We start from the raw sequence: 24,007 nt of genomic DNA, 5'->3' as shown, positions 1-24,007 counted from the left end.
GAGCCCCCGGTGGCCGGAAACCGGCGGACACAGCCGGCCACCACGCTCATCCGAACGGCCAGGGCCCCGGCCGGACCGTGGTGGTCCGGGCCGGGGCCCTGGTCTGTGGGTGGCGTCAGCGGGGTACGAAGGGATCAGTGGTGGCCGTGGCCACTAGTGATTTCCTGGTACTCCTCACGGGTCGGCTTCGGGATCACTGCCTGCTCGCCGTAGTAGCCCTTGGAGAGCTTCGAGCGGAGCTTCTGCGAACGCTTTATCTTCCGCGCGACCCCGTTCTCGTCGACCGCCGGGCCGACCTCGAACGGCTTCGGCTGCTCGTGCTGGGTCAGCGTGTGCAGCTGCTCCTGCGAGAGCGGCTCATGGACCTCGACGAACTCACCGTGCGGCAGCCGCTTGATGATGCCGGTCTCCCGGCCGTGCAGCACCTTGTCGCGGTCACGGCGCTGGAGGCCCATGCAGATCCGCCGGGTGGCGATGAAGGCCAGCACCGGGCCGGCGAAGAAGCCGATCCGGACGAACCATGTGATCGCGTTGATCGACAGATGGAAGTGGGTCGCCCAGAGGTCGTTTCCACCACCGATCAGCATCACGAAGTACGCGGTCAGCCACGCCACACCGAAGGCGGTACGGGTCGGGGCGTTGCGCGGGCGGTCCAGGATGTGGTGCTCACGCTTGTCACCGGTGATCCACGACTCGATGAACGGGTAGACGCCCATCGCCAGCAGCACCACGGGGAACAGCACGATCGGGATGAACACACCCAGGACGAGCGTGTGGCCCCAGAGATTGATCTCCCAGCCCGGCATCACACGGACCAGACCCTCGGCGAAGCCCATGTACCAGTCGGGCTGGGCACCGGTGGACACCTGGTCCGGCCGGTAGGGACCGATGGTCCAGATCGGGTTGATCGTGGCGATCGCGGAGAGGACCGCGATCACGGCGAAGACCAGGAAGAAGAAGCCGCCCGCCTTGGCCATGTAGACCGGCAGCAGAGGCATGCCGACCACGTTCTTGTTGGTCTTTCCGGCCCCGGGGTACTGCGTGTGCTTGTGGTAGAAGACCAGGATCAGGTGCGCCACCAGCAGACCGAGCATGATGCCCGGCAGCAGCAGGACGTGGACCGGGTAGAGCCGGGCGATCAGATCCGTGCCGGGGAACTCGCCGCCGTACACGAACATCGTGATGTAGGTGCCGATGACCGGGACCGACAGGAACACACCCTCGATGAACCGCAGACCGGTACCGGAGAGCAGGTCGTCGGGGAGCGAGTAGCCGGTGAAGCCGGTCAGCATGCCGAGGAAGAACAGCAGGAAGCCGAACAGCCAGTTGATCTCACGCGGCTTGCGGAACGCACCGGTGAAGAACACCCGCATCATGTGCACGAACATCGCGGCGAGGAAGATCAGCGCGGCCCAGTGGTGGATCTGCCGGATCAGCAGACCGCCGCGCACCTCGAAGCTGATGTCGAGCGTGGAGGCGAACGCCTCCGACATCCGCACGCCCTGCATGGGCTCGTACGGGCCGTGGTAGACGACCTCGCCCATGCTCGGGTGGAAGAACAGCGTCAGATACACACCCGTGAGGATGATGATGATGAAGCTGTAGAGCGCGACCTCACCCAGCATGAAGGACCAGTGGTCCGGGAAGATCTTGCGCATATTGGCCTTGGCCATGCTGTAGATGCCCAGCCGGCCGTCGGCCCAGTCAGCAACGCGCTCGCCCGCGGACGCTTTGCCGCGCCGCCCGTCGTCGTTGGCCTGTGCAGTACTCATCCGCGCTCCCAGAAAGCAGGACCGACGGGCTCCGGGAAGTCGCCCATGGCTTCGAGGTACCCCTCGTCATTCACCGTGATGTGCAGCTGGGGCAGCGCATGCCCGGCGGGACCGAAGATCACTCGGCCACCGTCGGAGAGGTCGAAGGTCGACTGGTGACAGGGGCACAGGACGTGGTGGGTCTGCTGCTCGTACAGGTTGATCGGGCAGCCGACGTGTGTGCAGATCTTCGAGAACGCGACGATGCCGTCGTGCGACCAGTCCAGCTCGCGCTTGTCCTTGATGTCCTCCGGCTGGAGCCGGATCAGCATCAGGGCGGCCTTGGCGATCTCCGTCTGGAAGTCGTGCTGGTCCTCCTTCATGCCCTCGGGCATGGCGAAGGTCAGCGAGCCGACGGCGATGTCCTCGGGGCGCAGCGGCTGCATCGTGTTCTGGTTCATCAGCAGCTTGCCCTTGGCCCACTTGGTGTGCCGCAGCTTGGTGCCGGGCATCGGGCCGAGGCCACCCAGCAGCACCACGCCGGAGAGCGGCACCAGCGCCAGGGCACCGAAGAGGGTGTTGCGCGCCAGCTTGCGGCGGCCGAACCCGGACTCGGCGGCACCGGCCCGGAAGTCCGCCATGACCTTGGCCTTGACCTCGGGGCTGGCCTCGATCGGGTGGCGCTCGTCGGCGATCTCCACATCGGACATCAGGGTGCGGGCCCAGTGGACCGCGCCCGCGCCGATGCCGAAGAGGGCGACGCCGAGCGTCAGGCCGAGCGTGAAGTTGAGCGCGCTGATGTGGCCGATCGGGAAGACATAGATGTACTTGTCCACCGGGATCGCCACATACGCGGCGATGAAGGCGATCGTGGCCAGCATCGAGGACGTGAAGAGCAGGGCGACGGTGCGCTCGGAGCGCTTGGCGGCCCGCTCGTCGATGTCCTGCTTGCGGTGCTCGTGCGGCGGCATGCCCGGATCGGCGAAGGGGTCCTCGGAGACCTCCACCGCGCCCTCGGCGGACTCCCGCTTCTCGGGCAGCTGCTCGTCTGCTTCTGGAATCTCGTGGCTACTCATGACTTCTTGGCCTTTGCGGTCCGGGCGGCGACCCAGATGGTGAGGACGATCAGGGCGCCCATGCCGAAGATCCAGGCGAACAGTCCCTCGCTGACCGGGCCGAGCCCGCCGAGCTCAAGGCCACCGGGGGTCTTGGTCTTGTCGCTGTTGACCGTGTCGAGGTACGCGATGATGTCCTGCTTCGACTTCTCCGGCATCGTGGTGTCGGGGAAGTTCGGCATGGCCTGCGGGCCGGTCTGCATGGCCTCGTACAGGTGCTTGGGACTCACGCCATCGAGGGCGGGCGCGTACTTGCCGTTGGTCAGGGCACCGCCCTTGCCGGCGAAGTTGTGGCACTGCGCGCAGTTGGTACGGAAGAGCTCTCCGCCCTTCGCGACGTCCGCGCCATCGATGTTGTACTGACTCTTGGTGGGCGTCACCGGGCCGGCGCCGAGCGAGGCGATGTACGCGGCGAGCTGCTCGGTCTCGGCGTCCGTGTACACCTTCTTCTTCTTCGGCATCTGGGCGCCCGGCTGCTGGGCGGGCATCCGGCCGGTGCCGACCTGGAAGTCGACGGCGGCGGACCCGACGCCGACCAGGCTCGGGCCGTCGGAGGACCCCTGACCGCCCGTGCCGTGGCAGCTGGCGCAGCCAACGGCATAGAGCTTCTTGCCCTCCTCGATGGCGAGGGACTGGGCGGAGCTGTCATCAGCCTTCGCCTCGCTCGGCGAGAACGCGGCGTACAGCCCCCCAGTGACCGCCAGCGCGAAGAGTAGGACGACGAGCGCAGCCAGCGGATGGCGCCGTCGTGCGGAGAGCTTTTTCACGGATTACCCCGGTGTCAGGATCTTCTGCGTCGGTGCTTTAAGGACGTGGTTCCGGTGCGGTGACCGGCTTACTTGATCATGTAGATCGTGGCGAAGAGGCCGATCCAGACGACATCGACGAAGTGCCAGTAGTAGGACACGACGATGGCCGCCGTCGCCTGCTGGTGGGTGAACCTCTTGGCCGCGTACGTCCTGCCCAGGACCAGCAGGAAGGCGATGAGGCCGCCCGTCACATGCATTCCGTGGAAGCCGGTGGTCAGATAGAACACCGAGCCGTACGGGTCGGACGAGAGCGAGAGCCCCTCGTGCTTGACCAGCTCGGTGTATTCGAAGATCTGACCGCCGATGAAGATAGCGCCCATGATGAAGGTGATCACGAACCAGGTGCGCAGCTTCTTCACGTCGCCGCGCTCGGCGGCGAAGACGCCGAGCTGGCAGGTGAGGGAGGAGAGCACCAGGATCGTGGTGTTCGTCGCCGAGAACGGGAAGTTCAGCGCGGACGCCATTTCCTTCCAGTGCTCGGCTCCGGTCACCGATCGCAGGGTGAAGTACATCGCGAAGAGGGCCGCGAAGAACATCAGCTCGGAACTCAGCCAGATGATGGTTCCGACGCTGGTGAGGTTCGGCCGGTTGACCGACGGGTGCGCGTGCCCGGTATCTACTGCTGTTGCTGTCGCCACGACCGACATTATGTCGGTCGCTTATCCGGCCCTCACTCCCGGGGGTGCCGTTCGGAGTGTCAACGCCATCGGCCCTGCTCGTCGGCGCCCTTCCGGGCAGTCCCTCGAAGGGGGTAGAGATCCGTACGCCCCCTCCTCCGGGCGGCTGTACCGGAGTAGCATCCGCCACAGGAGCCCAGCGGATCACTTAGTTCATCCGGAGGACACGATGCGGCCTACCGCCACGGTGCTGGTCTACAGCGATGACGCGAGCACCCGCGAGCAGGTGCGGCTCGCCGTCGGACGGCGGCCCGCAGCCGATGTGCCCCCGGTGGAGTTCCTGGAGTGCGCGACCCTCCCCGCCGTCCTGACGGCGCTGGAGGAGGGCGGTATCGACGCCTGTGTGCTGGACGGCGAGGCGGTGCCCGCGGGCGGGATGGGCGTCTGCCGGCAGATCAAGGACGAGGTCTTCCGCTGTCCGCCGGTGCTGCTGCTCATCGGCCGCCCGCAGGACGCCTGGCTGGCCACCTGGAGCCGCGCGGAGGCCGCGGTCACCCATCCGGTGGACCCGGTGGCCCTGGCGGACGCGCTGGCCGGGCTGCTCCGCACGCGGCCGGCCGTGAGCGCCTGACCGCAGGGGTCTCCTGACGGCCGGGGCGGTCACGGCTGTCGCCACCGTCACACCTGGGGCCGGAGCCGGGCCGAGTCGGCCGGGGTCGAGCCGTCCCGCTGACCGGCGGCGAGGGCACTGCCCTGACGCCAGTCGTTCCAGGCCATGTTCCAGTCGCCGTAGCCGTTGTCGAACGTCGTCATATCGGCGCCGTTGCTGTTCACGACCTTGACGACGTCGCCGAGCTTCACGGTGTTGAAGAACCACTGGGCGTTCTCCGTGCTCATACCGGTGCAGCCGTGGCTGACGTTGGCCACGCCCTGGGATCCGGTGGACCACGGCGCGGCGTGCACGTACTCACCGCTCCAGGTGACCCGGGCCGCCCAGTAGACCATCAGGTCGTAGGAGTTGCCGAGGCCGATACTGGCGCCGGTCATCCGCACCGCGGACTCCTTGGCGAGGATCACCTTGACGCCATTGCGGGTATCGAATCCGGGCATACCGGTGGTGATCGGAATGGTCCGGATCGGCACTCCATTGCGCTTCACCGTCATCTGGTGGGTGCCGGAGTCGGTGAGGGCCTCGATGCGGTCACCGGTGGTCAGCTTCAGCGACTTGGCGTCACCGCCGTAGAGCCCGCCGCCGATCCTGATGCCCTTGAGGTTGGAGTGCACATTGATGGTGGCGTGGGCGGGCCAGTAGTCCTGCGGACGGTAGTGCAGGGTCTTGTTGTCCACCCAGTGCCAGACACCGTCCACCGCGGGCTGTGAGTCCACCTTCAGGGCACGCTCCACCACGGACCGGGCCGAGGGGTCCTTCACCGGCCGGCTCAGCTTGGCGGTGACGGGCTGCCCGACCCCGTACTCCCCCGCCTTCGGCCCGAAGGTGACCTTCAGCAGCCTGTGGGCGGAGCTGGTGGTGAAGTCGATGGTCCGGCGGCCGGGCGCCCCGTTGGAGTCCTCCGTGCTCACCCGGAGCGTGTAGTGCGCTCCGGCGGCCAGCGGCACGGTGCTGCGCCAGCGGCTGCCGTCCTCGGTCAGCTCGCCCCGGACGTAGCGCCCCGCGGCGTCGGTGGCGGTGACGTCCGTGATCCGGCCGTCGTCGCCCTTGGACGTCACTTCCAGTGGCTTGTCCGGATCGGCCTTGTGGTCCCCCCCGTCGCCGCTGAACGAGATCTGGTCGGCGGCGTCGTACGGCTTGGCGGAGAGCGGGTTGGAGGAAGGGCCCCCGCAGCCGCTGAGTCCCGCCATCAACGACGCCACCAGCAGGGTGCAGGTGAGCACCGCCCGGGTTCGAGGTGATCGCGATGTGTGGCTCATGGACACACGCTATGAACGGCCGCCCGGGACGGCGCGCGGAGTGAAGCACCGGAGTGACGCCCGCCGGAATGGGAGGAGATACGCGCGGGGCCCGGACACCTTCGGAAGGTGTCCGGGCCCCGTGCTCAGCCGGTACGAGAACCGGTTACTGGTTCTGGTTCTCGCCGCGGTAGTACTCGAAGACCCAGCCGAACAGACCGACCATGATGATCGGGGCCGAGAAGTAGAGCAGCCACCAGTCGAAGACCACACCGAGGAAGGCCAGCGCGCCACCGAAGCCCAGGGACAGCGGCTGCCAGCTGTGCGGGGAGAAGAATCCCAGCTCACCGGCGTCGTCGGCGACGTCCGCGTCCTTGTTGTCCTGCGCCCCGACATCCACCCGGCGCGCGGTGAACGCCAGGTAGTAGCCGATCATGACGCTCAGACCGAAGGCGAGGAAGAGCGCGGTGGTGCCCGCCGGTTCCTTGGACCACACGCCATACACGATGGCCATGATCAGGATGAAGACGGCGAGCCAGATGAACATCCGGCCTTGGACCTTCACTTGCCGGCCTCCTTGCCACCCGCGAGGGCCTTGTCATCGTCGGAGGCACCGTGGTTCTCGAGCTGGTCGAGCGCCGCGATCTCCGGGTGGTGCAGATCGAAGGCCGGAGATTCGGAGCGGATCCGCGGCAGCGTGAGGAAGTTGTGCCGCGGCGGCGGGCAGGAGGTCGCCCACTCCAGCGAACGGCCGTAGCCCCACGGGTCGTCGACCTCGACCTTCTTGCCGTACTTGGCGGTCTTCCAGACGTTGTAGAAGAACGGCAGGATCGACAGACCGAGCAGGAACGAGGCGATCGTGGAGATCGTGTTCAGCGTGGTGATGCCGTCGGCCGCCAGGTAGTCGGCGTAGCGGCGGGGCATGCCCTCCGCACCGAGCCAGTGCTGCACCAGGAACGTGCCGTGGAAGCCGATGAACAGCGTCCAGAAGGTGATCTTGCCGAGCCGCTCGTCCAGCATCTTGCCGGTGAACTTCGGCCACCAGAAGTGGAAGCCGGCGAACATCGCGAACACCACGGTGCCGAACACCACGTAGTGGAAGTGGGCCACCACGAAGTACGAGTCCGAGACGTGGAAGTCCATCGGCGGCGAGGCCAGGATGACACCGGTCAGACCACCGAAGGTGAAGGTGATCAGGAAGCCGATCGCCCAGAGCATCGGGGTCTCGAAGCTCAGCGACCCCTTCCACATGGTGCCGATCCAGTTGAAGAACTTGATACCGGTCGGAACCGCGATCAGGAACGTCATGAAGGAGAAGAACGGCAACAGTACGCCGCCCGTCACATACATGTGGTGCGCCCAGACCGTGACCGACAGACCGGCGATCGAGATCGTCGCGGCGATCAGCGAGATGTAACCGAACATCGGCTTGCGGGAGAAGACCGGAATGATCTCGGAAATGATCCCGAAGAACGGCAGCGCGATGATGTACACCTCTGGATGGCCGAAGAACCAGAAGAGGTGTTGCCAGAGCAATGCTCCGCCATTGGCCGCGTCGAAGACATGGGCCCCGAATTTACGGTCCGCCTCCAGGGCGAACAGCGCGGCGGCCAGCACCGGGAAGGCCAGCAGCACCAGCACCGCGGTGAGCAGAACGTTCCAGACGAAGATCGGCATCCGGAACATCGTCATGCCCGGAGCGCGCATGCAGATGATGGTGGTGATGAAGTTGACCGCACCGAGGATCGTGCCGAAGCCGGAGAAGGCCAGACCCATGATCCACATGTCCGCGCCCACACCCGGTGAACGGACCGCGTCCGACAGCGGGGAGTAGGCGAACCAGCCGAAGTCGGCCGCGCCCTGCGGAGTGAGGAAACCACCCACCGCGATCAGCGAGCCGAAGAGGTACAGCCAGTACGCGAACATGTTCAGCCGCGGGAACGCCACATCGGGCGCACCGATCTGGAGCGGCATGATCCAGTTCGTGAAGCCCGCGAACAGCGGGGTGGCGAACATCAGCAGCATGATCGTGCCATGCATGGTGAACGCCTGGTTGAACTGCTCGTTCGACATGATCTGCGTACCCGGGCGGGCCAGCTCGGCGCGCATGAAGAGCGCCATCAGGCCGCCGATGCAGAAGAACGCGAACGACGTGACGAGGTAGAGCGTGCCGATCGTCTTGTGGTCGGTGGTGGTCAGCCACTTGACGACGACATTGCCGGGCTGCTTGCGGCGCACCGGCAACTCGTTCTCATACGAGTCGGTGACGTCGGCACCCTGAGGTTCGTTGAGGATGCTCATGTGTTATTGGTCTCCGCGTTCTTGGCAGCGTCCGTCTGCTCAATGCCCGCCGGGATGTAGCCGGTCTGGCCCTTCTTCGCCAGGTCCTTCAGGTGCTGCTGGTAGCGCTCCGGCGAGACTACCTTGACGTTGAAGAGCATCCGGGAGTGGTCGACGCCGCACAGCTCGGCGCACTTGCCCATGAAGGTGCCCTCGCGGTTCGGGGTGACCTCGAAGCGGTTGGTGTGCCCCGGGATGACGTCCATCTTCATCAGGAAGGGGACCACCCAGAAGGAGTGGATGACATCGCGGGAGGTCAGGATGAACTGGACCGACTCACCCTTGGGCAGCCACAGGGTGGGCCCCGGGTTTCCGGTCTGGGGGTTCCGCTGGCCGGGGACACCCGCGTCGTAGACGCCCTCGGCGCCCTTGGGCACCGCGGAGAGCATCCGGTCGGGGATGGCCTTGATCTCCTTGGCGGTCTGCTTCGGAGTGGCGGTCTTCCCGTCCACGTTCTCCATGTAGTTGAAGCCCCAGCTCCACTGGTAGCCCACGACGTTGACGACGTGGTCCGGCTTCTTGGAGGTCTTCAGAAGAGCGTTCTCATCGCGCGCGGTGAAGTAGAACAGCACCGAGACGATGATGATCGGGACCACGGTGTACAGCGCCTCGATGGGCATGTTGTACCGGGTCTGAGCGGGAACCTCGATCTTGGTCCTGCTGCGGCGGTGGAAGATGACCGCCCACAGGATCAGGCCCCAGACCAGAACGCCCGTGGCGAGCGCAGCCGCCCACGAACCCTGCCAGAGGGAGAGGATCCGCGGCGCCTCCTCCGTGACCGGGGTGGGCATTCCGAGGCGGGGGAAGTCCTTCGATGTGCAACCGGTGGCGGTCGCCAGGACCAAGCCCGCGGCCAGCGCCTGCAGCAGCTTCCGCCGCACCGGGCGCCGCGACGAGCGGTCGGAGCCGTTGGGACTCACGTAGCGCCTTCCCGAGAGTCTCGCCCGCGCGGTCGGCCGCGGCCGTTTGTGGGTCGGTCGCCGGCCCGGTGCGGGCAGGGGTTTGGATGTTTATGCGGACCAAACCCTACTGGACGCTATTTGGGGCCGCGCGGCCAGGGTGCCCAACGCGCCGGGCCGCACCCCGATGGGGTGGAATGACCCCCTCCGCCAGCGGTTTTCGCCCTGGTACGGCAGGTTGGGCGGCACCGGATCCGGGGCGCGGGGGGGTGCGGCGGGACCGGTTCCGATCGTCGCCGCGGAGACCGCGCGGTCCACACCGACTAGCGTTCCTCACGTGCCCTATTTCGACGCGGCCTCGTCCGCTCCGCTGCACCCGGTCGCCCGGCAGGCGCTGCTCGCCGCCCTGGACGAGGGGTGGGCCGACCCCGCGCGGCTGTACCGCGAGGGGCGCCGCGCCCGGCTGCTGCTGGACGCCGCGCGGGAGGCGGCGGCCGAGGCCGTCGGCTGCCGCCCGGACGAGCTGGTCTTCACTCCATCGGGGACACGCGCGCTCCACGACGGTATTGCCGGAGCGCTCGCGGGGCGCCGCCGGGTCGGCCGTCATCTGATCGTCTCCGCCGTCGAGCACTCCGCGGTGCTGCATGCCGCCGCCACCCATGAGGCGGGCGGCGGCACGGTCACCGAGGTGGGGGTGGACCGCGCCGGACGGGTCGCGCCGGACGCCTACGCGACGGCTCTGCGGGAGGCCCCGGGACCCACCGCGCTGGCCTGCCTCCAGTCCGCCAACCACGAGGTCGGCACGGTGCAGCCGGTGGCCGAGACCGCGGAGGTGTGCGCGGCGGCGGGCGTACCGCTGCTGGTGGACGCGGCACAGTCGCTCGGTTGGGGCCCGGTGGACGGCAATTGGTCACTTATGACCGCAAGTGCCCATAAATGGGGAGGCCCCTCGGGGGTCGGGCTGCTCGTTGTCCGCAAGGGGGTGCGCTTCTCGCCCCAGGGCCCCGCGGACGAACGGGAGTCGGGCCGCTCCCCCGGTTTCGAGAACCTCCCGGCCGTGGTCGCCGCGGCCGCCTCGCTGCGCGCCGTACGGGCGGAGGCGGACGCCGAGGCGGCGCGGCTGCGGGGTCTGGTGGAGCGGATCCGGGCGCGGGTGCCGGAGCTGGTGCCGGATGTGGAGGTGGTGGGCGATCCGGAGCGGAGGCTGCCGCATCTGGTCACCTTCTCGTGTCTCTATGTCGATGGGGAGACACTTCTCCATGAGCTGGACCGCGCGGAGTTCTCGGTCTCGTCCGGCTCCTCCTGCACCTCCTCCACCCTGACCCCGAGCCATGTGCTGCGGGCGATGGGGGTGCTGTCCGAAGGCAATATCCGGGTCTCGCTGCCGCTGGGGACGGCCGCGGCGGAGGTGGACCGGTTCCTGGAGCTGCTGCCGGGGGTGGTCCGGGAGGTCCGCGGACGGCTCGGCGCCCCGGAGCCGGCGCGGCCCGCGGCGGCGGAAACGGCCGTGGAAACGGCCGTGGAGACAACGGTGGAGACGGCCGGATCCGAGCTGGTGGTGGACTCACTCGGCAAGCGGTGCCCGATCCCGGTGATCGAGCTGGCCAAGGTGATCGGCGAGGTCCCGGTGGGCGGGGTGGTCACGGTGCTGTCCGACGACGAGGCGGCCCGGCTGGACATCCCGGCCTGGTGCGCCATGCGGGACCAGGAGTACGAGGGCGAGCGCCCGGCCGAGCGCGGTGTCGCCTACCGGGTCCGCCGCCGCACCTGACGTCTCCGGCCCCCGGGGAGCCCGGGGGCCGGCGGCGGGTGTCAGACCAGGTGGTCGTTGACCTCGGCGGCGGCGTCATGGCCGTACGCCTTGGCGAACCGCTCCATGAAGTGGCCGCGGCGCAGCTCGTACTCCTGGGTGCCCACGGTCTCGATGACCAGAGTGGCGAGCATGCAGCCCACCTGGGCGGAGCGCTCCAGCGACAGCCCCCAGTGCAGACCAGCGAGGAAGCCCGCGCGGAAGGCGTCGCCGACGCCCGTCGGATCGGCCTTCTCGTCCTCCTCCGGGCAGCCGACGACGATCGGCTCCTCGCCCTCGCGCTCGATCCGGACGCCCTGCGCGCCCAGCGTGGTGACGCGGGTGCCGACCTTGGCGAGGATCTGCTCGGAGGTCCAGCCGGTCTTGGTCTCGATCAGCGCGGCCTCGTACTCATTGGTGAACAGGTACTCCGCCCCGCCCACCAGGAGCCGGATGTCCTCGCCGTCCATCCTGGCGAGCTGCTGGGAGGGGTCGGCGGCGAAGGGGATACCGCGCGAGCGGCACTCCTCGGTGTGCCGGACCATCGCCTCCGGGTCGTCCGCGCCGATGACCACCAGGTCCAGCCCGCCGACCCGGTCGGCGACCGGCTGGAGCTCGATCTGCCGGGCCTCGCTCATGGCGCCGGTGTAGAAGGACGCGATCTGGTTGTGGTCGGTGTCCGTGGTGCAGACGAAGCGCGCGGTGTGCAGCACCTCGGAGATCCGGACGGACGCGGTGTCCACGCCGTGGCGGTCCAGCCAGGCGCGGTACTCGGCGAAGTCCTCACCGGCCGCGCCGACCAGGATCGGACGCAGACCGAGCACCCCCATACCGAAACAGATGTTGGGGCCCACACCGCCGCGGCGGACGTCGAGGGTGTCGACCAGGAAGGAGAGGGAGACCGTATGCAGCTGATCGGCGACCAGCTGGTCGGCGAAGCGGCCGGGGAAGGTCATCAGATGGTCGGTGGCGATGGAGCCGGTGACGGCGATACGCACGGAAGTCGCTCCTGCGGGGCGGCGGCGGGGTCGGAGCCCCTACGCTAGCGCCTTGCCAGTCCCGCAGGAACGCAAGAAACTACCAGATAGTAGGGCTATTTTCGCCAGAGATCCGGTGCATACGGTGCGTACGCATCCGATATTCATCCGCGACCCCTTCGGACCGGGAGGCTCCCCATGCCGGAGCACGTGATCAACGCCCTTCCCACCGGTGCCATCGAGCCCGAGTTCCTGGCAGAGCTGCGCGGCCAGGGGGCACGGATGGTGCCGCACTGGCCGGTCACCGCATCGCCTCCCGCCGCTCCGGTGTCCCTGTCACGGATCCGCGGGGTCACCGTGCCGCCCGCATCCGCGCAGCTGCTGGACAAGATGTCCGATTACGGCGACTGACGGAACCGTACTCCCGTCCGCCCCGTCTCACCGGCGTCCCCTCGCGAGGAAATGGGACCGTACAACGTGAGCGGAGCCAAAGGAGCGAAACGGTGAGCACCGAGGAGACCGACACCCCGCAAACCCCCGACGACGACCATCCGCGTCCGCGGCGCCGTTCGCCACTGGCCGTGGTCTCGGTGGCGGCAGCGGTACTGGTCGCCGGTGGCGGCGGGGCCTACTGGGCCTCGACCGCGGCGGACGGCAGTGGCACGGCGCACAAGGACGGATCACCGAAACCCCTCGCACTGGACGTCTACACGACCGCCGGACGCGATGGCATCGCACCCGGGGAGCCCGATCCGGGTGGCGTGCGCTACGTGGCGGAGAAGAAGCTGCCCGACGGGCCGGACTCGGCCCCGGTGTATCTGTCCGGCCCGAAGGTCACCAAGGATGAGGTGGCACGGCTGGCCAAGGCGCTGGACGTGCCCGGCAGCCCGCGCGGCGACCACGGCTTCTGGAAGGTCGGGGGCACCAAGGACGCGGCCGGTCCGGTGCTGCGGGTGAGCCAGGACGGTCCGGGCAGCTGGAGCTACTCCCGCTACGGCACCCCCGCCGACGGCTCCTGTGTGCGCCTGCCGGGCGCGGACAGCGACGCCGGTGCGGGCGAGCGCAAGGGCGACGGCGGCGCCACCCAGGACTGCCCCGTCTACCGGGACGGGAAGTCCGGCAAGAAGGGCGATGACGACCACCCCGAACGGAGCGACGCCGACCACGACAAGGTGGTGTCCGAGGCGAAGGCCAAGCGCACCGCCGAGCCGGTGCTGAAGGCGCTCGGACTCTCGGACGCCACGCTGGACGCGACCGGCCGCTACGCCGCCATCCGCATGGTGAACGCGGAGCCGCGGGTGGGCGATCTGCCGACGCACGGCTGGTCGACCACCCTCCAGGTGGCTGCCGACGGCCAGTTGGTCGGTGGCAGCGGCACCCTGGAGCTCCCCAAGGAGGCCGACACCTATCCGCTGATCAGCGCGGACGAGGCGCTGAAGAAGCTCAACGCGGCGACCAGGGGCCGGGGTCCGGCCACGGGCGCGAGCTGTCCGTCGGCCACCCCGGGCTCGGACGCGCCGGAGCAGGGCGGCTCGATCGCGCCGTGCGAGCCCAACCCCTCGGGCAGCTCCGGCAAGGTGATGGTGCGCAAGGCGACCTTCGGGCTGGCCTCGCACATGGTGGACGGACGGCGGGCGCTGGTGCCGTCGTGGATCTTCGAGACCCGGCCGACCGGGACCAACGGTGTCTCGATGACCCTTCCGTACCCGGCCGTGCGGCCCGAGTACATCAAGAAGGCCGCCGGTACCGAGAGCCCGGGACAGGGCGAGAGCGGTAAGCCCGACAAGTCCGGCAAGGAGAAGATCAACCACGTCATCTCCTACACCGCGGACGACAAGACCCTGACGCTGCGCTTCTGGGGCGGGGTGTGCAACACCTACTCGGTCTCCGCGAAGGAGACGTCGAAGCAGGTGACGGTGGAGATCAAGAGCAAGCCCAAGCACCCCGGACGGGCCTGCATTCTGATCGCCAAGGAGATGACCGAGAAGGTCAAGCTGGACAAACCGCTGGACGACCGCAAGGTGGTCGATCAGTCGACCGGCAAGACGGTGCCGCTGCGGAAGAAATAAAGAAGCCAGGAGACACCGCACAGAAGGCGGCGGTCCCGGCCGGGACCGCCGCCTTCTCGGCGTCGTCGAGCGCGCACCCCGCGGGAGGGCTCAGCTGAAGGAGTCGCCGCAGGCGCAGGAGCCCGTCGCGTTCGGGTTGTCGATCGTGAAGCCCTGCTTCTCGATGGTGTCGACGAAGTCGATCGAGGCACCGCCCAGGTACGGGGCGCTCATCCGGTCGGTGACGACCTTGACACCGTCGAAGTCCTTGACGACGTCGCCGTCGAGCGAGCGCTCGTCGAAGAAGAGCTGATAGCGCAGGCCGGAGCAGCCGCCGGGCTGGACGGCGACGCGCAGCGCGAGATCGTCACGGCCCTCCTGCTCCAGCAGGCTCTTGACCTTCGACGCGGCGGCGTCGGACAGGATGATGCCCTCGCTCGCGGTGGTCTCGTCCTGAACGGTCATCTGCTTCTCTCCCGGGTTGTACGGACTGCTTGCCGTCGGCTCAAACCAACGGCCCCCCGGATTCATTCCGGGCCCATCGCTTTGTTCCTGCGTTCTTCATGCTCGCACACGGCCCGGCAGACCGGGAATGCGTCACATCGACACGATGCCCATCGTCAACGTGACGTGAAGCAGTTATGATAGATAGCGTCATTTTGACGATTAACCAGGGTTCCCAGCGAAGAAAGAAGGGTGCGTGACGTGACCACCGCCCAACCCCTCGACGTGCAGCCGACCCCGCTCGCTCTGCTGCTTCTCGGCCGTGAGGCCGACCCGCGGAGCGAGCGCGGTGTGGAGTGCCCCGGAGATCTTCCGGCGCCCTCCGACCCGGATCTGGTGGCACGCGCCCGCGCGGCCAAGGAGAAGCTCGGGGACAAGGTCTTCGTGCTCGGCCACCACTACCAGCGCGACGAGGTCATCGAGTTCGCGGACGTCACCGGGGACTCCTTCAAGCTCGCCCGGGACGCGGCGGCCCGGCCGGACGCGGAGTACATCGTCTTCTGCGGTGTGCACTTCATGGCGGAGTCCGCCGACATCCTGACCGGCGACGACCAGCAGGTCGTCCTCCCCGATCTGGCAGCGGGCTGCTCGATGGCCGACATGGCCACCGCCGAGCAGGTCGCCGAGTGCTGGGACGTGCTGACCGAGGCGGGGGTCGCCGAGGCCACAGTGCCGGTTTCGTACATGAACTCCTCGGCGGACATCAAGGCGTTCACCGGCAAGCACGGCGGCACCATCTGCACCTCCTCCAACGCCAAGCGGGCCCTGGACTGGGCCTTCGGCCAGGGGGAGAAGGTGCTGTTCCTGCCCGACCAGCACCTGGGGCGCAATACGGCCGTCCGCGACATGGGCATGTCCCTGGAGGACTGCGTCGTCTACAACCCGCACAAGCCGGGCGGCGGGCTGACCGCCGAGGAGCTGCGGGCGGCGAAGATGATCCTGTGGCGCGGCCACTGCTCGGTGCACGGCCGCTTCTCGCTGGACTCGGTCAACGACGTCCGTGAGCGCATACCGGGCGTCAATGTCCTGGTCCACCCCGAGTGCAAGCACGAGGTGGTCGCGGCCGCGGACTACGTGGGCTCGACCGAGTACATCATCAAGGCCCTGGAGGCCGCGCCCGCCGGGTCCAAGTGGGCGATCGGCACCGAGCTGAACCTCGTCCGCCGGCTGGCGAACCGCTTCGCCGACGAGGGCAAGGAGATCGTCTTCCTCGACAAGACGGTCTGCTTCTGCTCGACCATGAACCGGATCGATCTCCCACATCTGGTGTGGGCGCTGGAGTCGCTCGCCGCGGGCAAGGTCGTCAATCGCATCCAGGTCGACCCGGAGACCGAGAGCTTCGCCAAGCTGGCGCTGGAGCGGATGCTGGCGCTGCCGTAGCGACAGCGCGGTACGCATACGGGGCGCGGGGCCGAGGGCTCCGCGCCCCGTGGCGTGTGCGGGCGTCCGGCGTCAGGCCCCCGGGCGCACCAGGCCCGTCTCGTAGGAGATAACGACCAGCTGGGCCCGGTCCCGCGCCCCCAGCTTGGCCATCGTGCGGTTCACATGGGTCTTGACCGTCAGCGGGCTGACCTCCAGCCGGGCGGCGATCTCGTCGTTGGACAGCCCCCCGGCCACCTGCACCAGCACCTCGCGCTCACGCACCGTGAGCGCGTCCAGCCGGCCGGCGTCGTAGGCGGGGTCCTCGCCGTCCCGGGCGCCGTCGCCCTGGGCCAGGAACCGGGCGATCAGGCCCTTGGTCGCGGCCGGGGAGAGCAGCGCCTCGCCCGCCGCCGCGATCCGGATCGCGGACAGCAGTTCCTCGGGCTCGGCGCCCTTGCCGAGGAAACCGCTGGCACCCGCCCGCAGGGAGTCCACCACGTACTCGTCGACCTCGAAGGTGGTCAGCATGACCACCCGGACCCCGGTCAGCTCCGGGTCCTCGCTGATCATGCGGGTCGCGGTCAGCCCGTCGGTACCGGGCATCCGGATGTCCATCAGGACCACGTCAGCGCCCTTGGCACGGACGATCTCGACCGCCTCCGCGCCGTCGGACGCCTCCCCCACCACCTCCATGTCCGGATCGGAATCCACCAGCACGCGGAACGCACTGCGCAGCAACGCCTGGTCATCGGCGAGCAGCACCTTGATCGTCATGAATCCCCTCCCGTACGGCCCTGCAAGGGAAGTCTGGCCCGCACCCGGAAGCCGCCCTCGGGCAGGGGGCCCGCCTCGCAGCTGCCGCGCAGCGCGGTGACCCGCTCCCGCATCCCGAGCAGTCCGTGTCCGCCGCCGTGCTCGTCGTCCAGCAGCGGCGACGTGGACATGCCCTCCCCGGCGGCCCCGGCGGCGCCGTCGGCCCGGGGCTCCGCCCCCGCCCCGTCGTCCACGACGGTGATCTCCAGCGCGCGGGCGTCCCGGACGATCCGGATCCGCACACCGGCCTCGGGCCCGGCGTGCTTGTGCACATTGGTCAGCGCCTCCTGGACGACCCGGTACGCGGTGAGGTCGACCGAACCCGCCAGCGGTCCGACGCCGCCGCTCGGCTCCGCCTCCACCTCGACCCGCATCCCCACCCGGGCGAAGCCCTCCACCAGCTGGTCCAGCACACCGAGACCCGGTGCCGGTTCGGTGGGGGCGGCGGGGTCGCCGTACTGCCGCAGCAGACCGACCGTGGCGCGCAGCTCGTCCAGCGCCGAGCGGCTGGCCTCCCGGACGTGGGCCAGCGCCTCCTTGGCCTGGTCGGGGCGTTTGTCCATGACATGGGAGGCCACTCCGGCCTGCACATTGACCAGGGCGATGTGGTGGGCGACCACATCGTGCAGCTCCCGGGCGATCCGCAGCCGCTCCTCGGCCACCCGGCGGCGCGCCTCCTCCTCGCGGGTGCGCTCGGCCCGTACCGCCCGTTCCTCGACGGCGGCGACATAGGCGCGGCGGCTGCGCACCGCGTCGCCCGCGGCGGCGGCCAGCCCGGCCCAGGCGAAGATGCCCAGGTTCTCCTGGGCGTACCAGGGGCTGAGCCCGAAGAGCATCGCGGTCCCGGTCAGCAGCACCGCGGTGATGAGGCCGACCCGCCAGGTGGTGGGGCGGTCGGTGCTGGCGGCGAGGGTGTAGAGCGCCACCACCACGGCCAGCACGATCGAGGCGCGCGGCGGTCCGCTCCGGGTGGTGGTGATCTCCACCACGGTGAGCGCCGAGGTCACCGCGAGCACACTGCCCGGCAGATCGCGGCGGAGCACCAGGGAGGCGGCGGCGAGCAGCGCCAACAGGACGAAGACCGGGGTGATGCGCTGGCCACGCAGATGCGGGTTGGCCAGCGCGCCGATGATGATCAGCGCGAAGATTCCGATGGCCACCAGGATGTCCAGGGCCCTCGGGTGCGCGGCCAGCCAGCGGCAGGGACGGGCCAGGCCCGGCCCCACGGAGAGGGGAGTCACGGGATCCAACGGTAAGCGCCGAACCTGACCGCTCCGCTTCGGGGGCGGCCGGTCACCGGCGGGCAAAGGGGGCACGACCTGTGCTGGAGTGCGGTCGGGCTAGCCCGGGATCAGGCCGTCGTCCGTGAGCAGAGCCTTGACTTCCTCGAGGGTGGCGTCGGGGGCGGGCAGGATCAGCTCGGACGGTTCGAGGGAGTCGTCCGGCAGCGCTTCGCCCACCGAACGCACGGCGTCGAGGAGCGCGCCGAGCGTCCGCCGGAAGCCGTCCTGGTCGCCGCTCTCGATCTCGGCGAGCAGTTCGTCGTCCAGCTTGTTCAGCCCGGACAGATGACTTTCGGCCACCTGTACCTGGCCCTCCCCCATGATCCGTACGATCACGACGACCTCCTCCGTAGGAGACCTCGCCCGGGTGGGGGCGCGGGCTACTGCTTGTCGAACTTGTGCTGGCCCTGAGACTGCTGGGACTCGTTCTGCTGACCGCTCTCGATGGCCTGCTGGGAGCCGCCGCCGGCCAGCTCGGCCTTCATCCGCTGGAGCTCCAGCTCCACGTCCGTACCGCCGGAGATCCGGTCCAGCTCGGCCGCGATGTCGTCCTTGGCCATCCCGGACTGGTCGTCGAGGGCACCGGAGGCCAGCAGCTCGTCGATGGCGCCCGCGCGGGCCTGGAGCTGCGCGGTCTTGTCCTCGGCGCGCTGGATCGCCATGCCGACGTCGCCCATCTCCTCGGAGATGCCGGAGAACGCCTCGCCGATCCGGGTCTGCGCCTGGGCCGCGGTGTAGGTGGCCTTGATGGTCTCCTTGCGGGTGCGGAAGGCGTCGACCTTGGCCTGGAGCCGCTGGGAGGCCAGGGTGAGCTTCTCCTCCTCGCCCTGGAGGGTCTGGTGCTGCGTCTCCAGATCGGTGACCTGCTGCTGGAGCGCGGCACGGCGGGAGAGCGCCTCCCGCGCCAGGTCCTCGCGGCCGAGCGCGAGCGCCTTGCGGCCCTGGTCCTCCAGCTTGGCGGACTGCCCCTGGAGCTGGTTCATCTGGAGCTCAAGACGCTTGCGGGAGGTGGCCACGTCGGCGACGCCGCGGCGGACCTTCTGGAGCAGCTCGAGCTGCTTCTGGTACGAGTAGTCAAGGGTCTCGCGCGGGTCCTCGGCCCGGTCCAGGGCCTTGTTGGCCTTCGCGCGGAAGATCATCCCCATACGCTTCATGACACCGCTCATGGGCCTCGCGCGCCCCCTTCTGACGGACTTGAGACTCCAGCACTCCAACAGACCCAGCCTACGGGCCCTGCTTCCATTACCGCACTGTTCGGGCCCGCTCGCGCTCCTCCTCCAGGACGATCGGGAGGCGGGCGCCTCCGGCGCAGGGAGTAGGTGACCGCTGTGTCCCGATACGGCGGCAGTGCCGTTGCCGGATCGTTCCCCATGAGGCTGGGGCGCACACCCATGAACCCGTACCCTTGGGCCTTGTGTTCCGAAGCCGTTCCAAGGATGAGCAGGCCGCCACCGCCAAGGTGACCGCGGACCAGCCGCAGCAGCCCCGTGACCCACAGGCGCCCAAGGGCCGCCCCACGCCCAAGCGCAGTGAGGCCCAGACGCAGCGCCGCAGCCTGGCGAAGGCACCGGCCAACCGCAAGGAAGCCGCCAAGCGCCAGCGGGAGGCCCGCCGTACCGATCTGGCCCGTCAGCGCGAGGCGCTCGCCAGCGGTGACGAGCGCTACCTCCCGGCTCGTGACAAGGGGCCGGTGCGCCGCTTCGCCCGCGACTTCGTGGACTCCCGGTTCGTCGTCGCCGAGTTCTTCCTGCCGCTCGCGGTGGTCATCCTGGTGCTGAGCATGATCCGTGCCGGTGCCATGCAGAGCTATGTGCTGCTGCTGTGGATGGTCGTCATCGTGATGATCGTCATCAACTCGTTCATCCTCGGCTTCCAGCTGAAGCGCGCGCTGCGCAAGAAGTTCCCCGACGAGAATCTGCGCGGCGCCGTGGCGTACGCGCTGATGCGCACTCTCCAGATGCGCCGGCTGAGGCTGCCCAAGCCGCAGGTCAAGCGCGGAGAGCGGCCCTGAGCGGGAGATCAGCGGACCGCGGCGGACACGCGTCCGGCTCATCCGGCTTCACCGGCGGGGCGGAGGGCTGGCTGAGCCGCCTCGGGGGCCTGCGGAACACTGTCCGGCAGGCGCTGGTCGCCCAGCAGCTCGACGAGCAGATCACCGCCCGCTATCCGGTGGGTCGGCGGCTGCGGGTGCTCGATGTCGGCCTCGGCCAGGGCACCCAGGCCCTGCGACTGGCCCGCGCGGGCCACGAGGTGACCGGTCTTGAGTCCGACCCGACCATGCTGGCCGCGGTGCGCGGCGCGCTCGCGGACGAGCCGGAGGGCATCCGGGCCAGGGTGCGGCTGATCGAGGGCGACGGCCGGGACACCGGCGCGCACTTCCTGCCGGGCGCCTTCGATGTGGTGCTCTGCCACGGTGTGCTGATGTATGTGTCCGAGCCGGATCCGCTGCTGGCGGGCCTCGCCCGGGTGCTGGCGCCGGGCGGTCTGCTCTCGCTGCTGGTGCGCAACGCCGACGCGCTGGCGATGCGGCCGGGGCTGGCCGGGGACTGGGACACCGCGCTGGCCGCGTTCGACTCCCCCGCGTACACCAACCGGATCGGGCTGCGGGTGCGGGCCGACCGGCGGGAGGAGCTGACCACGACGCTCACCGCGATCGGCGCTCCGCTGCACGCCTGGTACGGGGTACGGGTCTTCACCGACCAGGCCGGGAGCGACACCCCGCCCCCGCCGTCCCCGGAGTGGGAGCGGCTGCTGGCGGCCGAGGAGCGGGCCGGGCGCACCGATCCGTACCGCTCGGTGGCGGCCCTGCTGCATCTGTGCGGGGTACGCGGCTGAAGCGGTTCACCGGGGCTCACCGGGCCTCACCGGGCCTCACCGGGCCGAAGGAGTATGGCGGCGCCACGGGGCGCCGCCACCTCCGGTGCCGGGGAGCTCAGCCGCCGGCACTCATCGCCGTGCTCATTCGCCCCGCAGACTCATCGGGCCGTAGATCTTGGTGCCGTCCTCGAAAAGGGTGACCTGCTCGGCCCCTCCCTCGAGGAGCTCCTTCCACTCCTCACCGATCCATGACTCCGCATCCCCCTGGGTCGGGAAATCCTCCGGCTGTACCGCGGGCTTCGTCTCCGTCCCATCGGACTTCTCGAACCGCCACGTCCACGCCATGTACGCCTCCTCCATCCCGCCGGTCGACGGGTGATACCCGCCGGTCCACAGGTGATAACTGCCCGCAGCCTAGGCGACTGATCACTCCGTACGGGGTGGCCCCGCGCGACCCGCGCTTGCGGACGCGAGACGATCGAGGCGTGGAACTCACACTTCTGGGCACCGGAGCCCCCGACGGGCTGCCACGGCACGACTGCCCCTGCGCGTCCTGCGCCACCGCCGTCGGGGAGGAGGCACGGGCCGCGACGGCCCTGCTCATCGATGGCGCGCTGCTCCTGGACCTCACCCCGGGCGCCGCCTTCGCCGCCGCCCGCGCCGGGTATTCGCTGGTCGGTGTGCGGCAGGTGCTGCTCTCGCATCCGCACGCGGGCCCGGCCGTCGAGTTCCCCGCCGGACTGCCCGCACCGGGGCGGGTGCCGGACGGCCGTGAGCTGTCCCTGATCAGCGGCCACCGGGTGCGGGCCATCGCCCTGGACTCCCCCGGCACCGGCTACGCGATCACCGGACCCGACGGCACCCGGCTGCTGTATCTGCCGCCCGGCGGGGCCCCGGCCGGGCTCACCGAGCAGACCCAGCCGTACGACATGGTGCTGCTGGACGTCATCGGCCGCCCGGACGCGCTGGCCCGGCTGCGGGCGAGCGGGGCCGTGGGCGCGACCACCGACGTCCTGGGGGTCCATATCGACCACACCGTGCCGCCCGGCCGGGAACTCCACCGCCGGCTGGCCACGGCGGGCGCCCGGACGGTCCCGGACGGCCGGACGGTGATCGTCGGCGAGTACCACGCGGTGCCGGACCTCCCGCGGCGCACCCTGGTGCTGGGCGGGGCCCGGTCCGGCAAGTCCCTGGAGGCGGAGCGGCGGCTGTCCGCCTTCCCCGATGTGCTGTACGTGGCCACCAGCGGCACCCGCGAGGGCGACCCCGAGTGGGCCGCCCGGATCGCCGCCCACCGCGACCGGCGGCCTGGCTCCTGGCGCACCACCGAGACCTGCGAACTGGCCCCGCTGCTGGCGGAGGACGGACCGCCGGTGCTGATCGACTGCCTGGCGCTGTGGCTCACCGACGCGATGGACTCCGTCGGGGCCTGGGACGACGAGAAGTGGGCCCAGGGCGGTGCGGACGCCCTGCGAGAGCGGGTGGACGCCCTGGTGGCCGCGGTCCGGGCGACCGGCCGCACCATGGTGGCCGTCAGCAACGAGGTGGGCGCGGGCGTAATCCCCGCGACGGCCTCGGGCCGCCGCTTCCGCGATGAACTGGGGCGGCTGAACGCGGCGTTCGCGGCCGAGTGCGAACAGGTGCTGCTGGTGGTGGCCGGTCAGGCGCTGCCGTTGCGCGACTGACCGGGCCCGCGCCGAAGGGGGCTTCGACGCCCCGGAGGCGTATCGAGCGTGAGGTCCCCGTCGCCCACCGGGGGCGCAACGCGGCACCCCCGACGGTAGGGTTCGCGGCGTGAGTGCCCTGAATCTCGATGACTTCGTCGATCTGATCGAGCGCCCCGACGGGGGTATCCGCCGCGATGCCGAGGAGCGCCGGGCACGGCTCGCGCCACCGGCCGACGCGCTGGGGCGGCTGGACGAACTGGGCGAGTGGCTGGCCGCCGCCCAGCAGCGGGTGCCGGTACGGCCCGTCGAGCGCCCCCGCGTCGTGCTGTTCGCGGGTGACCACGGCATTGCCGACCTCGGTGTCTCCGCGCGTCCCGCCGGAAGCGCCCATCGGCTGGTGCGCGCGGTGCTGGACGGCGAGAGCCCCGTCGCGATCCTCGCCCGCCGCTTCGGCGTACCGGTGCGCGTGATCGACATGGCGCTGGACTGCGACCCGGCCGAGCTGCCCGAGGAAGTCACCCGCCATCGGGTGCGCCGGGGTTCGGGACGGCTGGACATCGAGGACGCCCTCACCCACGAGGAGGCCGAACGGGCCTTCCGCACCGGGATGGCCATCGCCGACGAGGAGGCCGACGCGGGCACCGACCTGCTGGTCCTGGGCGATCTGAGCGTGGGCGGCACCACGGCCGCGGCGACCCTGATCGCCGCGCTGTGCGGCACCGACGCCTCCGTGGTCACCGGGCGCGGCGGCGCCGGGATCGACGACCTGGCCTGGATGCGCAAGTGCGCGGCGATCCGGGACGGGCTGCGCCGGGCGCGCCCGGTCCTCGGCGACCAGCTCCAGCTGCTGGCCACCGTCGGGGGCGCCGACCTCACCGCGATCACCGGCTTTCTGCTCCAGAGCGCGGTGCGCCGTACCCCGGTGATCCTGGACGGGGTGGTCTCGGCGGCGGGCGCGCTGGTCGCCCAGCGGGTGGCGTTCCGCGCCCCGGACTGGTGGCTGGCCGGTCAGAACAGCGGGGAACCGGCGCAGGAGAAGGCGCTGGACCGGATCGCGCTCACCCCTTTGCTCGACCACGGCGTCACTGTGGGAGAGGGGACAGGGGCGCTGCTCGCCCTGCCACTGGTGCAGGCGGCCGCGGCCCTGGCGGCGGAACTGCCCGAGCGCGAGGAGGCCGGGGACAGGGAATCCGGGGAGACGGAACCTGGGGAGACCGGGGACACGGAACCCGGGCAGGACTGAGCACCGGCTGAGCACTGCGGTTGAGCGGTCCGGACATATCGGACACGATGGTCCGGACCGCCACC

General features: G+C 69.7%; 24 protein-coding genes. 9 read left to right on the top strand and 15 right to left on the bottom strand.

Annotated elements, in window-relative coordinates; all coding sequences use genetic code 11:
* Positions 1-134 precede the first annotated feature (134 nt).
* From qcrB to ctaE, 4 genes are all read right to left on the bottom strand, one after another.
* Positions 135-1,772: a cytochrome bc1 complex cytochrome b subunit gene (gene qcrB, locus AC4BEG_RS25735; RefSeq protein WP_490702119.1), complete on the bottom strand. Its 1,638-nt coding sequence runs from the start codon at positions 1,770-1,772 to the stop codon at positions 135-137.
* Positions 1,769-2,827 (bottom strand): cytochrome bc1 complex Rieske iron-sulfur subunit, encoded by a 1,059-nt coding sequence (qcrA, locus tag AC4BEG_RS25730; protein ID WP_490702118.1) that lies wholly within the window; start codon positions 2,825-2,827, stop codon positions 1,769-1,771. Before qcrA ends, qcrB begins: the two co-directional genes overlap by 4 nt.
* The gene (qcrC, locus tag AC4BEG_RS25725; protein WP_490702117.1) at positions 2,824-3,633 is read right to left on the bottom strand and encodes a cytochrome bc1 complex diheme cytochrome c subunit; all 810 of its coding nucleotides are present in this window, start codon (positions 3,631-3,633) and stop codon (positions 2,824-2,826) included. Before qcrC ends, qcrA begins: the two co-directional genes overlap by 4 nt.
* 68 nt (positions 3,634-3,701) lie before the next feature.
* Positions 3,702-4,322, bottom strand: a complete 621-nt coding sequence (gene ctaE, locus AC4BEG_RS25720) for an aa3-type cytochrome oxidase subunit III (RefSeq protein WP_362434792.1) — start codon at positions 4,320-4,322, stop codon at positions 3,702-3,704.
* 199 nt (positions 4,323-4,521) lie between these two features.
* Between ctaE and AC4BEG_RS25715 the strand changes: the two genes are divergently transcribed.
* The gene (locus tag AC4BEG_RS25715) at positions 4,522-4,923 is read left to right on the top strand and encodes a hypothetical protein (protein WP_490702116.1); all 402 of its coding nucleotides are present in this window, start codon (positions 4,522-4,524) and stop codon (positions 4,921-4,923) included.
* A gap of 47 nt (positions 4,924-4,970) precedes the next feature.
* On the opposite strand, the gene AC4BEG_RS25710 is transcribed toward AC4BEG_RS25715, so the two are convergent.
* The 4 genes from AC4BEG_RS25710 to ctaC form a co-directional block, all read right to left on the bottom strand.
* Positions 4,971-6,221 (bottom strand): L,D-transpeptidase, encoded by a 1,251-nt coding sequence (locus AC4BEG_RS25710; protein WP_490702115.1) that lies wholly within the window; start codon positions 6,219-6,221, stop codon positions 4,971-4,973.
* A 145-nt stretch (positions 6,222-6,366) separates the two neighbouring features.
* A complete protein-coding gene (locus tag AC4BEG_RS25705) occupies positions 6,367-6,765 on the bottom strand; it encodes a cytochrome c oxidase subunit 4 (protein WP_201873976.1) in 399 nt (132 codons plus the stop codon).
* Positions 6,762-8,501 (bottom strand): aa3-type cytochrome oxidase subunit I, encoded by a 1,740-nt coding sequence (gene ctaD / locus AC4BEG_RS25700; RefSeq protein WP_490702114.1) that lies wholly within the window; start codon positions 8,499-8,501, stop codon positions 6,762-6,764. Before ctaD ends, AC4BEG_RS25705 begins: the two co-directional genes overlap by 4 nt.
* Positions 8,498-9,460: an aa3-type cytochrome oxidase subunit II gene (gene ctaC, locus AC4BEG_RS25695; protein ID WP_490702113.1), complete on the bottom strand. Its 963-nt coding sequence runs from the start codon at positions 9,458-9,460 to the stop codon at positions 8,498-8,500. Before ctaC ends, ctaD begins: the two co-directional genes overlap by 4 nt.
* Positions 9,461-9,776: 316 nt before the next feature.
* Here ctaC and AC4BEG_RS25690 point away from each other — a divergent pair, with 316 nt between their 5' ends.
* Positions 9,777-11,210 carry a cysteine desulfurase/sulfurtransferase TusA family protein gene (locus AC4BEG_RS25690; protein ID WP_490702112.1) on the top strand — a complete coding sequence of 478 codons (1,434 nt, stop codon included), beginning with the start codon at positions 9,777-9,779 and terminating at the stop codon, positions 11,208-11,210.
* 41 nt (positions 11,211-11,251) lie between these two features.
* Here the strand turns inward: AC4BEG_RS25690 and AC4BEG_RS25685 are convergent, their stop codons facing one another.
* Positions 11,252-12,226: a carbohydrate kinase family protein gene (locus tag AC4BEG_RS25685; protein ID WP_490702111.1), complete on the bottom strand. Its 975-nt coding sequence runs from the start codon at positions 12,224-12,226 to the stop codon at positions 11,252-11,254.
* Between the two features lie 177 nt (positions 12,227-12,403).
* Between AC4BEG_RS25685 and AC4BEG_RS25680 the strand changes: the two genes are divergently transcribed.
* Together AC4BEG_RS25680 and AC4BEG_RS25675 are read left to right on the top strand one after the other, a co-directional pair.
* The gene (locus tag AC4BEG_RS25680; RefSeq protein WP_490702110.1) at positions 12,404-12,616 is read left to right on the top strand and encodes a hypothetical protein; all 213 of its coding nucleotides are present in this window, start codon (positions 12,404-12,406) and stop codon (positions 12,614-12,616) included.
* A 92-nt stretch (positions 12,617-12,708) separates the two neighbouring features.
* On the top strand, positions 12,709-14,274 hold the full coding sequence (locus AC4BEG_RS25675) for a hypothetical protein (protein WP_490702109.1): 1,566 nt from the start codon (positions 12,709-12,711) through the stop codon (positions 14,272-14,274).
* 90 nt (positions 14,275-14,364) lie between these two features.
* Here AC4BEG_RS25675 and erpA read toward each other — a convergent pair whose 3' ends face one another.
* On the bottom strand, positions 14,365-14,718 hold the full coding sequence (gene erpA, locus AC4BEG_RS25670; RefSeq protein WP_135340779.1) for an iron-sulfur cluster insertion protein ErpA: 354 nt from the start codon (positions 14,716-14,718) through the stop codon (positions 14,365-14,367).
* Positions 14,719-14,949: 231 nt separating this feature from the next.
* Here erpA and nadA point away from each other — a divergent pair, with 231 nt between their 5' ends.
* A complete protein-coding gene (nadA, locus tag AC4BEG_RS25665; RefSeq protein WP_490702108.1) occupies positions 14,950-16,137 on the top strand; it encodes a quinolinate synthase NadA in 1,188 nt (395 codons plus the stop codon).
* Positions 16,138-16,209: 72 nt separating this feature from the next.
* Here nadA and AC4BEG_RS25660 read toward each other — a convergent pair whose 3' ends face one another.
* From AC4BEG_RS25660 to AC4BEG_RS25645, 4 genes are all read right to left on the bottom strand, one after another.
* Positions 16,210-16,893 (bottom strand): response regulator, encoded by a 684-nt coding sequence (locus AC4BEG_RS25660; protein ID WP_490702107.1) that lies wholly within the window; start codon positions 16,891-16,893, stop codon positions 16,210-16,212.
* On the bottom strand, positions 16,890-18,182 hold the full coding sequence (locus tag AC4BEG_RS25655; protein WP_490702106.1) for a sensor histidine kinase: 1,293 nt from the start codon (positions 18,180-18,182) through the stop codon (positions 16,890-16,892). The genes AC4BEG_RS25660 and AC4BEG_RS25655 overlap by 4 nt, the downstream gene beginning before the upstream one ends.
* Positions 18,183-18,272: 90 nt before the next feature.
* On the bottom strand, positions 18,273-18,551 hold the full coding sequence (gene pspAA, locus AC4BEG_RS25650; protein WP_490702105.1) for a PspA-associated protein PspAA: 279 nt from the start codon (positions 18,549-18,551) through the stop codon (positions 18,273-18,275).
* Between the two features lie 44 nt (positions 18,552-18,595).
* Positions 18,596-19,381 carry a PspA/IM30 family protein gene (locus tag AC4BEG_RS25645; protein WP_490702104.1) on the bottom strand — a complete coding sequence of 262 codons (786 nt, stop codon included), beginning with the start codon at positions 19,379-19,381 and terminating at the stop codon, positions 18,596-18,598.
* Between the two features lie 248 nt (positions 19,382-19,629).
* Here AC4BEG_RS25645 and AC4BEG_RS25640 point away from each other — a divergent pair, with 248 nt between their 5' ends.
* Together AC4BEG_RS25640 and AC4BEG_RS25635 are read left to right on the top strand one after the other, a co-directional pair.
* Entirely contained in the window at positions 19,630-20,226 is a 597-nt protein-coding gene (locus AC4BEG_RS25640; RefSeq protein WP_490702103.1) for a DUF3043 domain-containing protein, read from the top strand.
* 71 nt (positions 20,227-20,297) lie between these two features.
* Positions 20,298-21,050 carry a methyltransferase domain-containing protein gene (locus AC4BEG_RS25635; protein WP_490707186.1) on the top strand — a complete coding sequence of 251 codons (753 nt, stop codon included), beginning with the start codon at positions 20,298-20,300 and terminating at the stop codon, positions 21,048-21,050.
* Between the two features lie 123 nt (positions 21,051-21,173).
* Here the strand turns inward: AC4BEG_RS25635 and AC4BEG_RS25630 are convergent, their stop codons facing one another.
* Positions 21,174-21,377, bottom strand: coding sequence for a hypothetical protein (locus AC4BEG_RS25630; RefSeq protein ID WP_490702102.1), 204 nt, complete (start codon positions 21,375-21,377; stop codon positions 21,174-21,176).
* Between the two features lie 140 nt (positions 21,378-21,517).
* Here AC4BEG_RS25630 and AC4BEG_RS25625 point away from each other — a divergent pair, with 140 nt between their 5' ends.
* Both AC4BEG_RS25625 and cobT read left to right on the top strand, forming a co-directional pair.
* Positions 21,518-22,717, top strand: a complete 1,200-nt coding sequence (locus AC4BEG_RS25625; RefSeq protein WP_490702101.1) for a bifunctional adenosylcobinamide kinase/adenosylcobinamide-phosphate guanylyltransferase — start codon at positions 21,518-21,520, stop codon at positions 22,715-22,717.
* A 109-nt stretch (positions 22,718-22,826) separates the two neighbouring features.
* Positions 22,827-23,942 (top strand): nicotinate-nucleotide--dimethylbenzimidazole phosphoribosyltransferase, encoded by a 1,116-nt coding sequence (gene cobT, locus AC4BEG_RS25620; RefSeq protein ID WP_490702100.1) that lies wholly within the window; start codon positions 22,827-22,829, stop codon positions 23,940-23,942.
* The last annotated feature ends 65 nt before the right edge of the window (positions 23,943-24,007 follow it).

This window comes from Streptomyces sp. JLBJ103, assembly GCF_058215575.1.
The sequence above is the reverse complement of the archived record's forward strand: the minus strand, read 5'-3'. Positions and strand labels throughout refer to the sequence as shown.

Excerpts from the sequence above, each read along its gene's own strand:
- qcrB (WP_490702119.1), bottom strand. The coding sequence starts at position 1,772 with ATGAGTACTGCACAGGCCAACGACGACGGGCGGCGCGGCAAAGCGTCC.
- qcrA (WP_490702118.1), bottom strand. The coding sequence starts at position 2,827 with ATGAGTAGCCACGAGATTCCAGAAGCAGACGAGCAGCTGCCCGAGAAG.
- ctaE (WP_362434792.1), bottom strand. The coding sequence starts at position 4,322 with ATGTCGGTCGTGGCGACAGCAACAGCAGTAGATACCGGGCACGCGCAC.
- AC4BEG_RS25715 (WP_490702116.1), top strand. The coding sequence starts at position 4,522 with ATGCGGCCTACCGCCACGGTGCTGGTCTACAGCGATGACGCGAGCACC.
- AC4BEG_RS25710 (WP_490702115.1), bottom strand. The coding sequence starts at position 6,221 with ATGAGCCACACATCGCGATCACCTCGAACCCGGGCGGTGCTCACCTGC.
- ctaD (WP_490702114.1), bottom strand. The coding sequence starts at position 8,501 with ATGAGCATCCTCAACGAACCTCAGGGTGCCGACGTCACCGACTCGTAT.
- AC4BEG_RS25680 (WP_490702110.1), top strand. The coding sequence starts at position 12,404 with ATGCCGGAGCACGTGATCAACGCCCTTCCCACCGGTGCCATCGAGCCC.
- erpA (WP_135340779.1), bottom strand. The coding sequence starts at position 14,718 with ATGACCGTTCAGGACGAGACCACCGCGAGCGAGGGCATCATCCTGTCC.
- AC4BEG_RS25660 (WP_490702107.1), bottom strand. The coding sequence starts at position 16,893 with ATGACGATCAAGGTGCTGCTCGCCGATGACCAGGCGTTGCTGCGCAGT.
- AC4BEG_RS25645 (WP_490702104.1), bottom strand. The coding sequence starts at position 19,381 with ATGAGCGGTGTCATGAAGCGTATGGGGATGATCTTCCGCGCGAAGGCC.
- AC4BEG_RS25630 (WP_490702102.1), bottom strand. The coding sequence starts at position 21,377 with ATGGCGTGGACGTGGCGGTTCGAGAAGTCCGATGGGACGGAGACGAAG.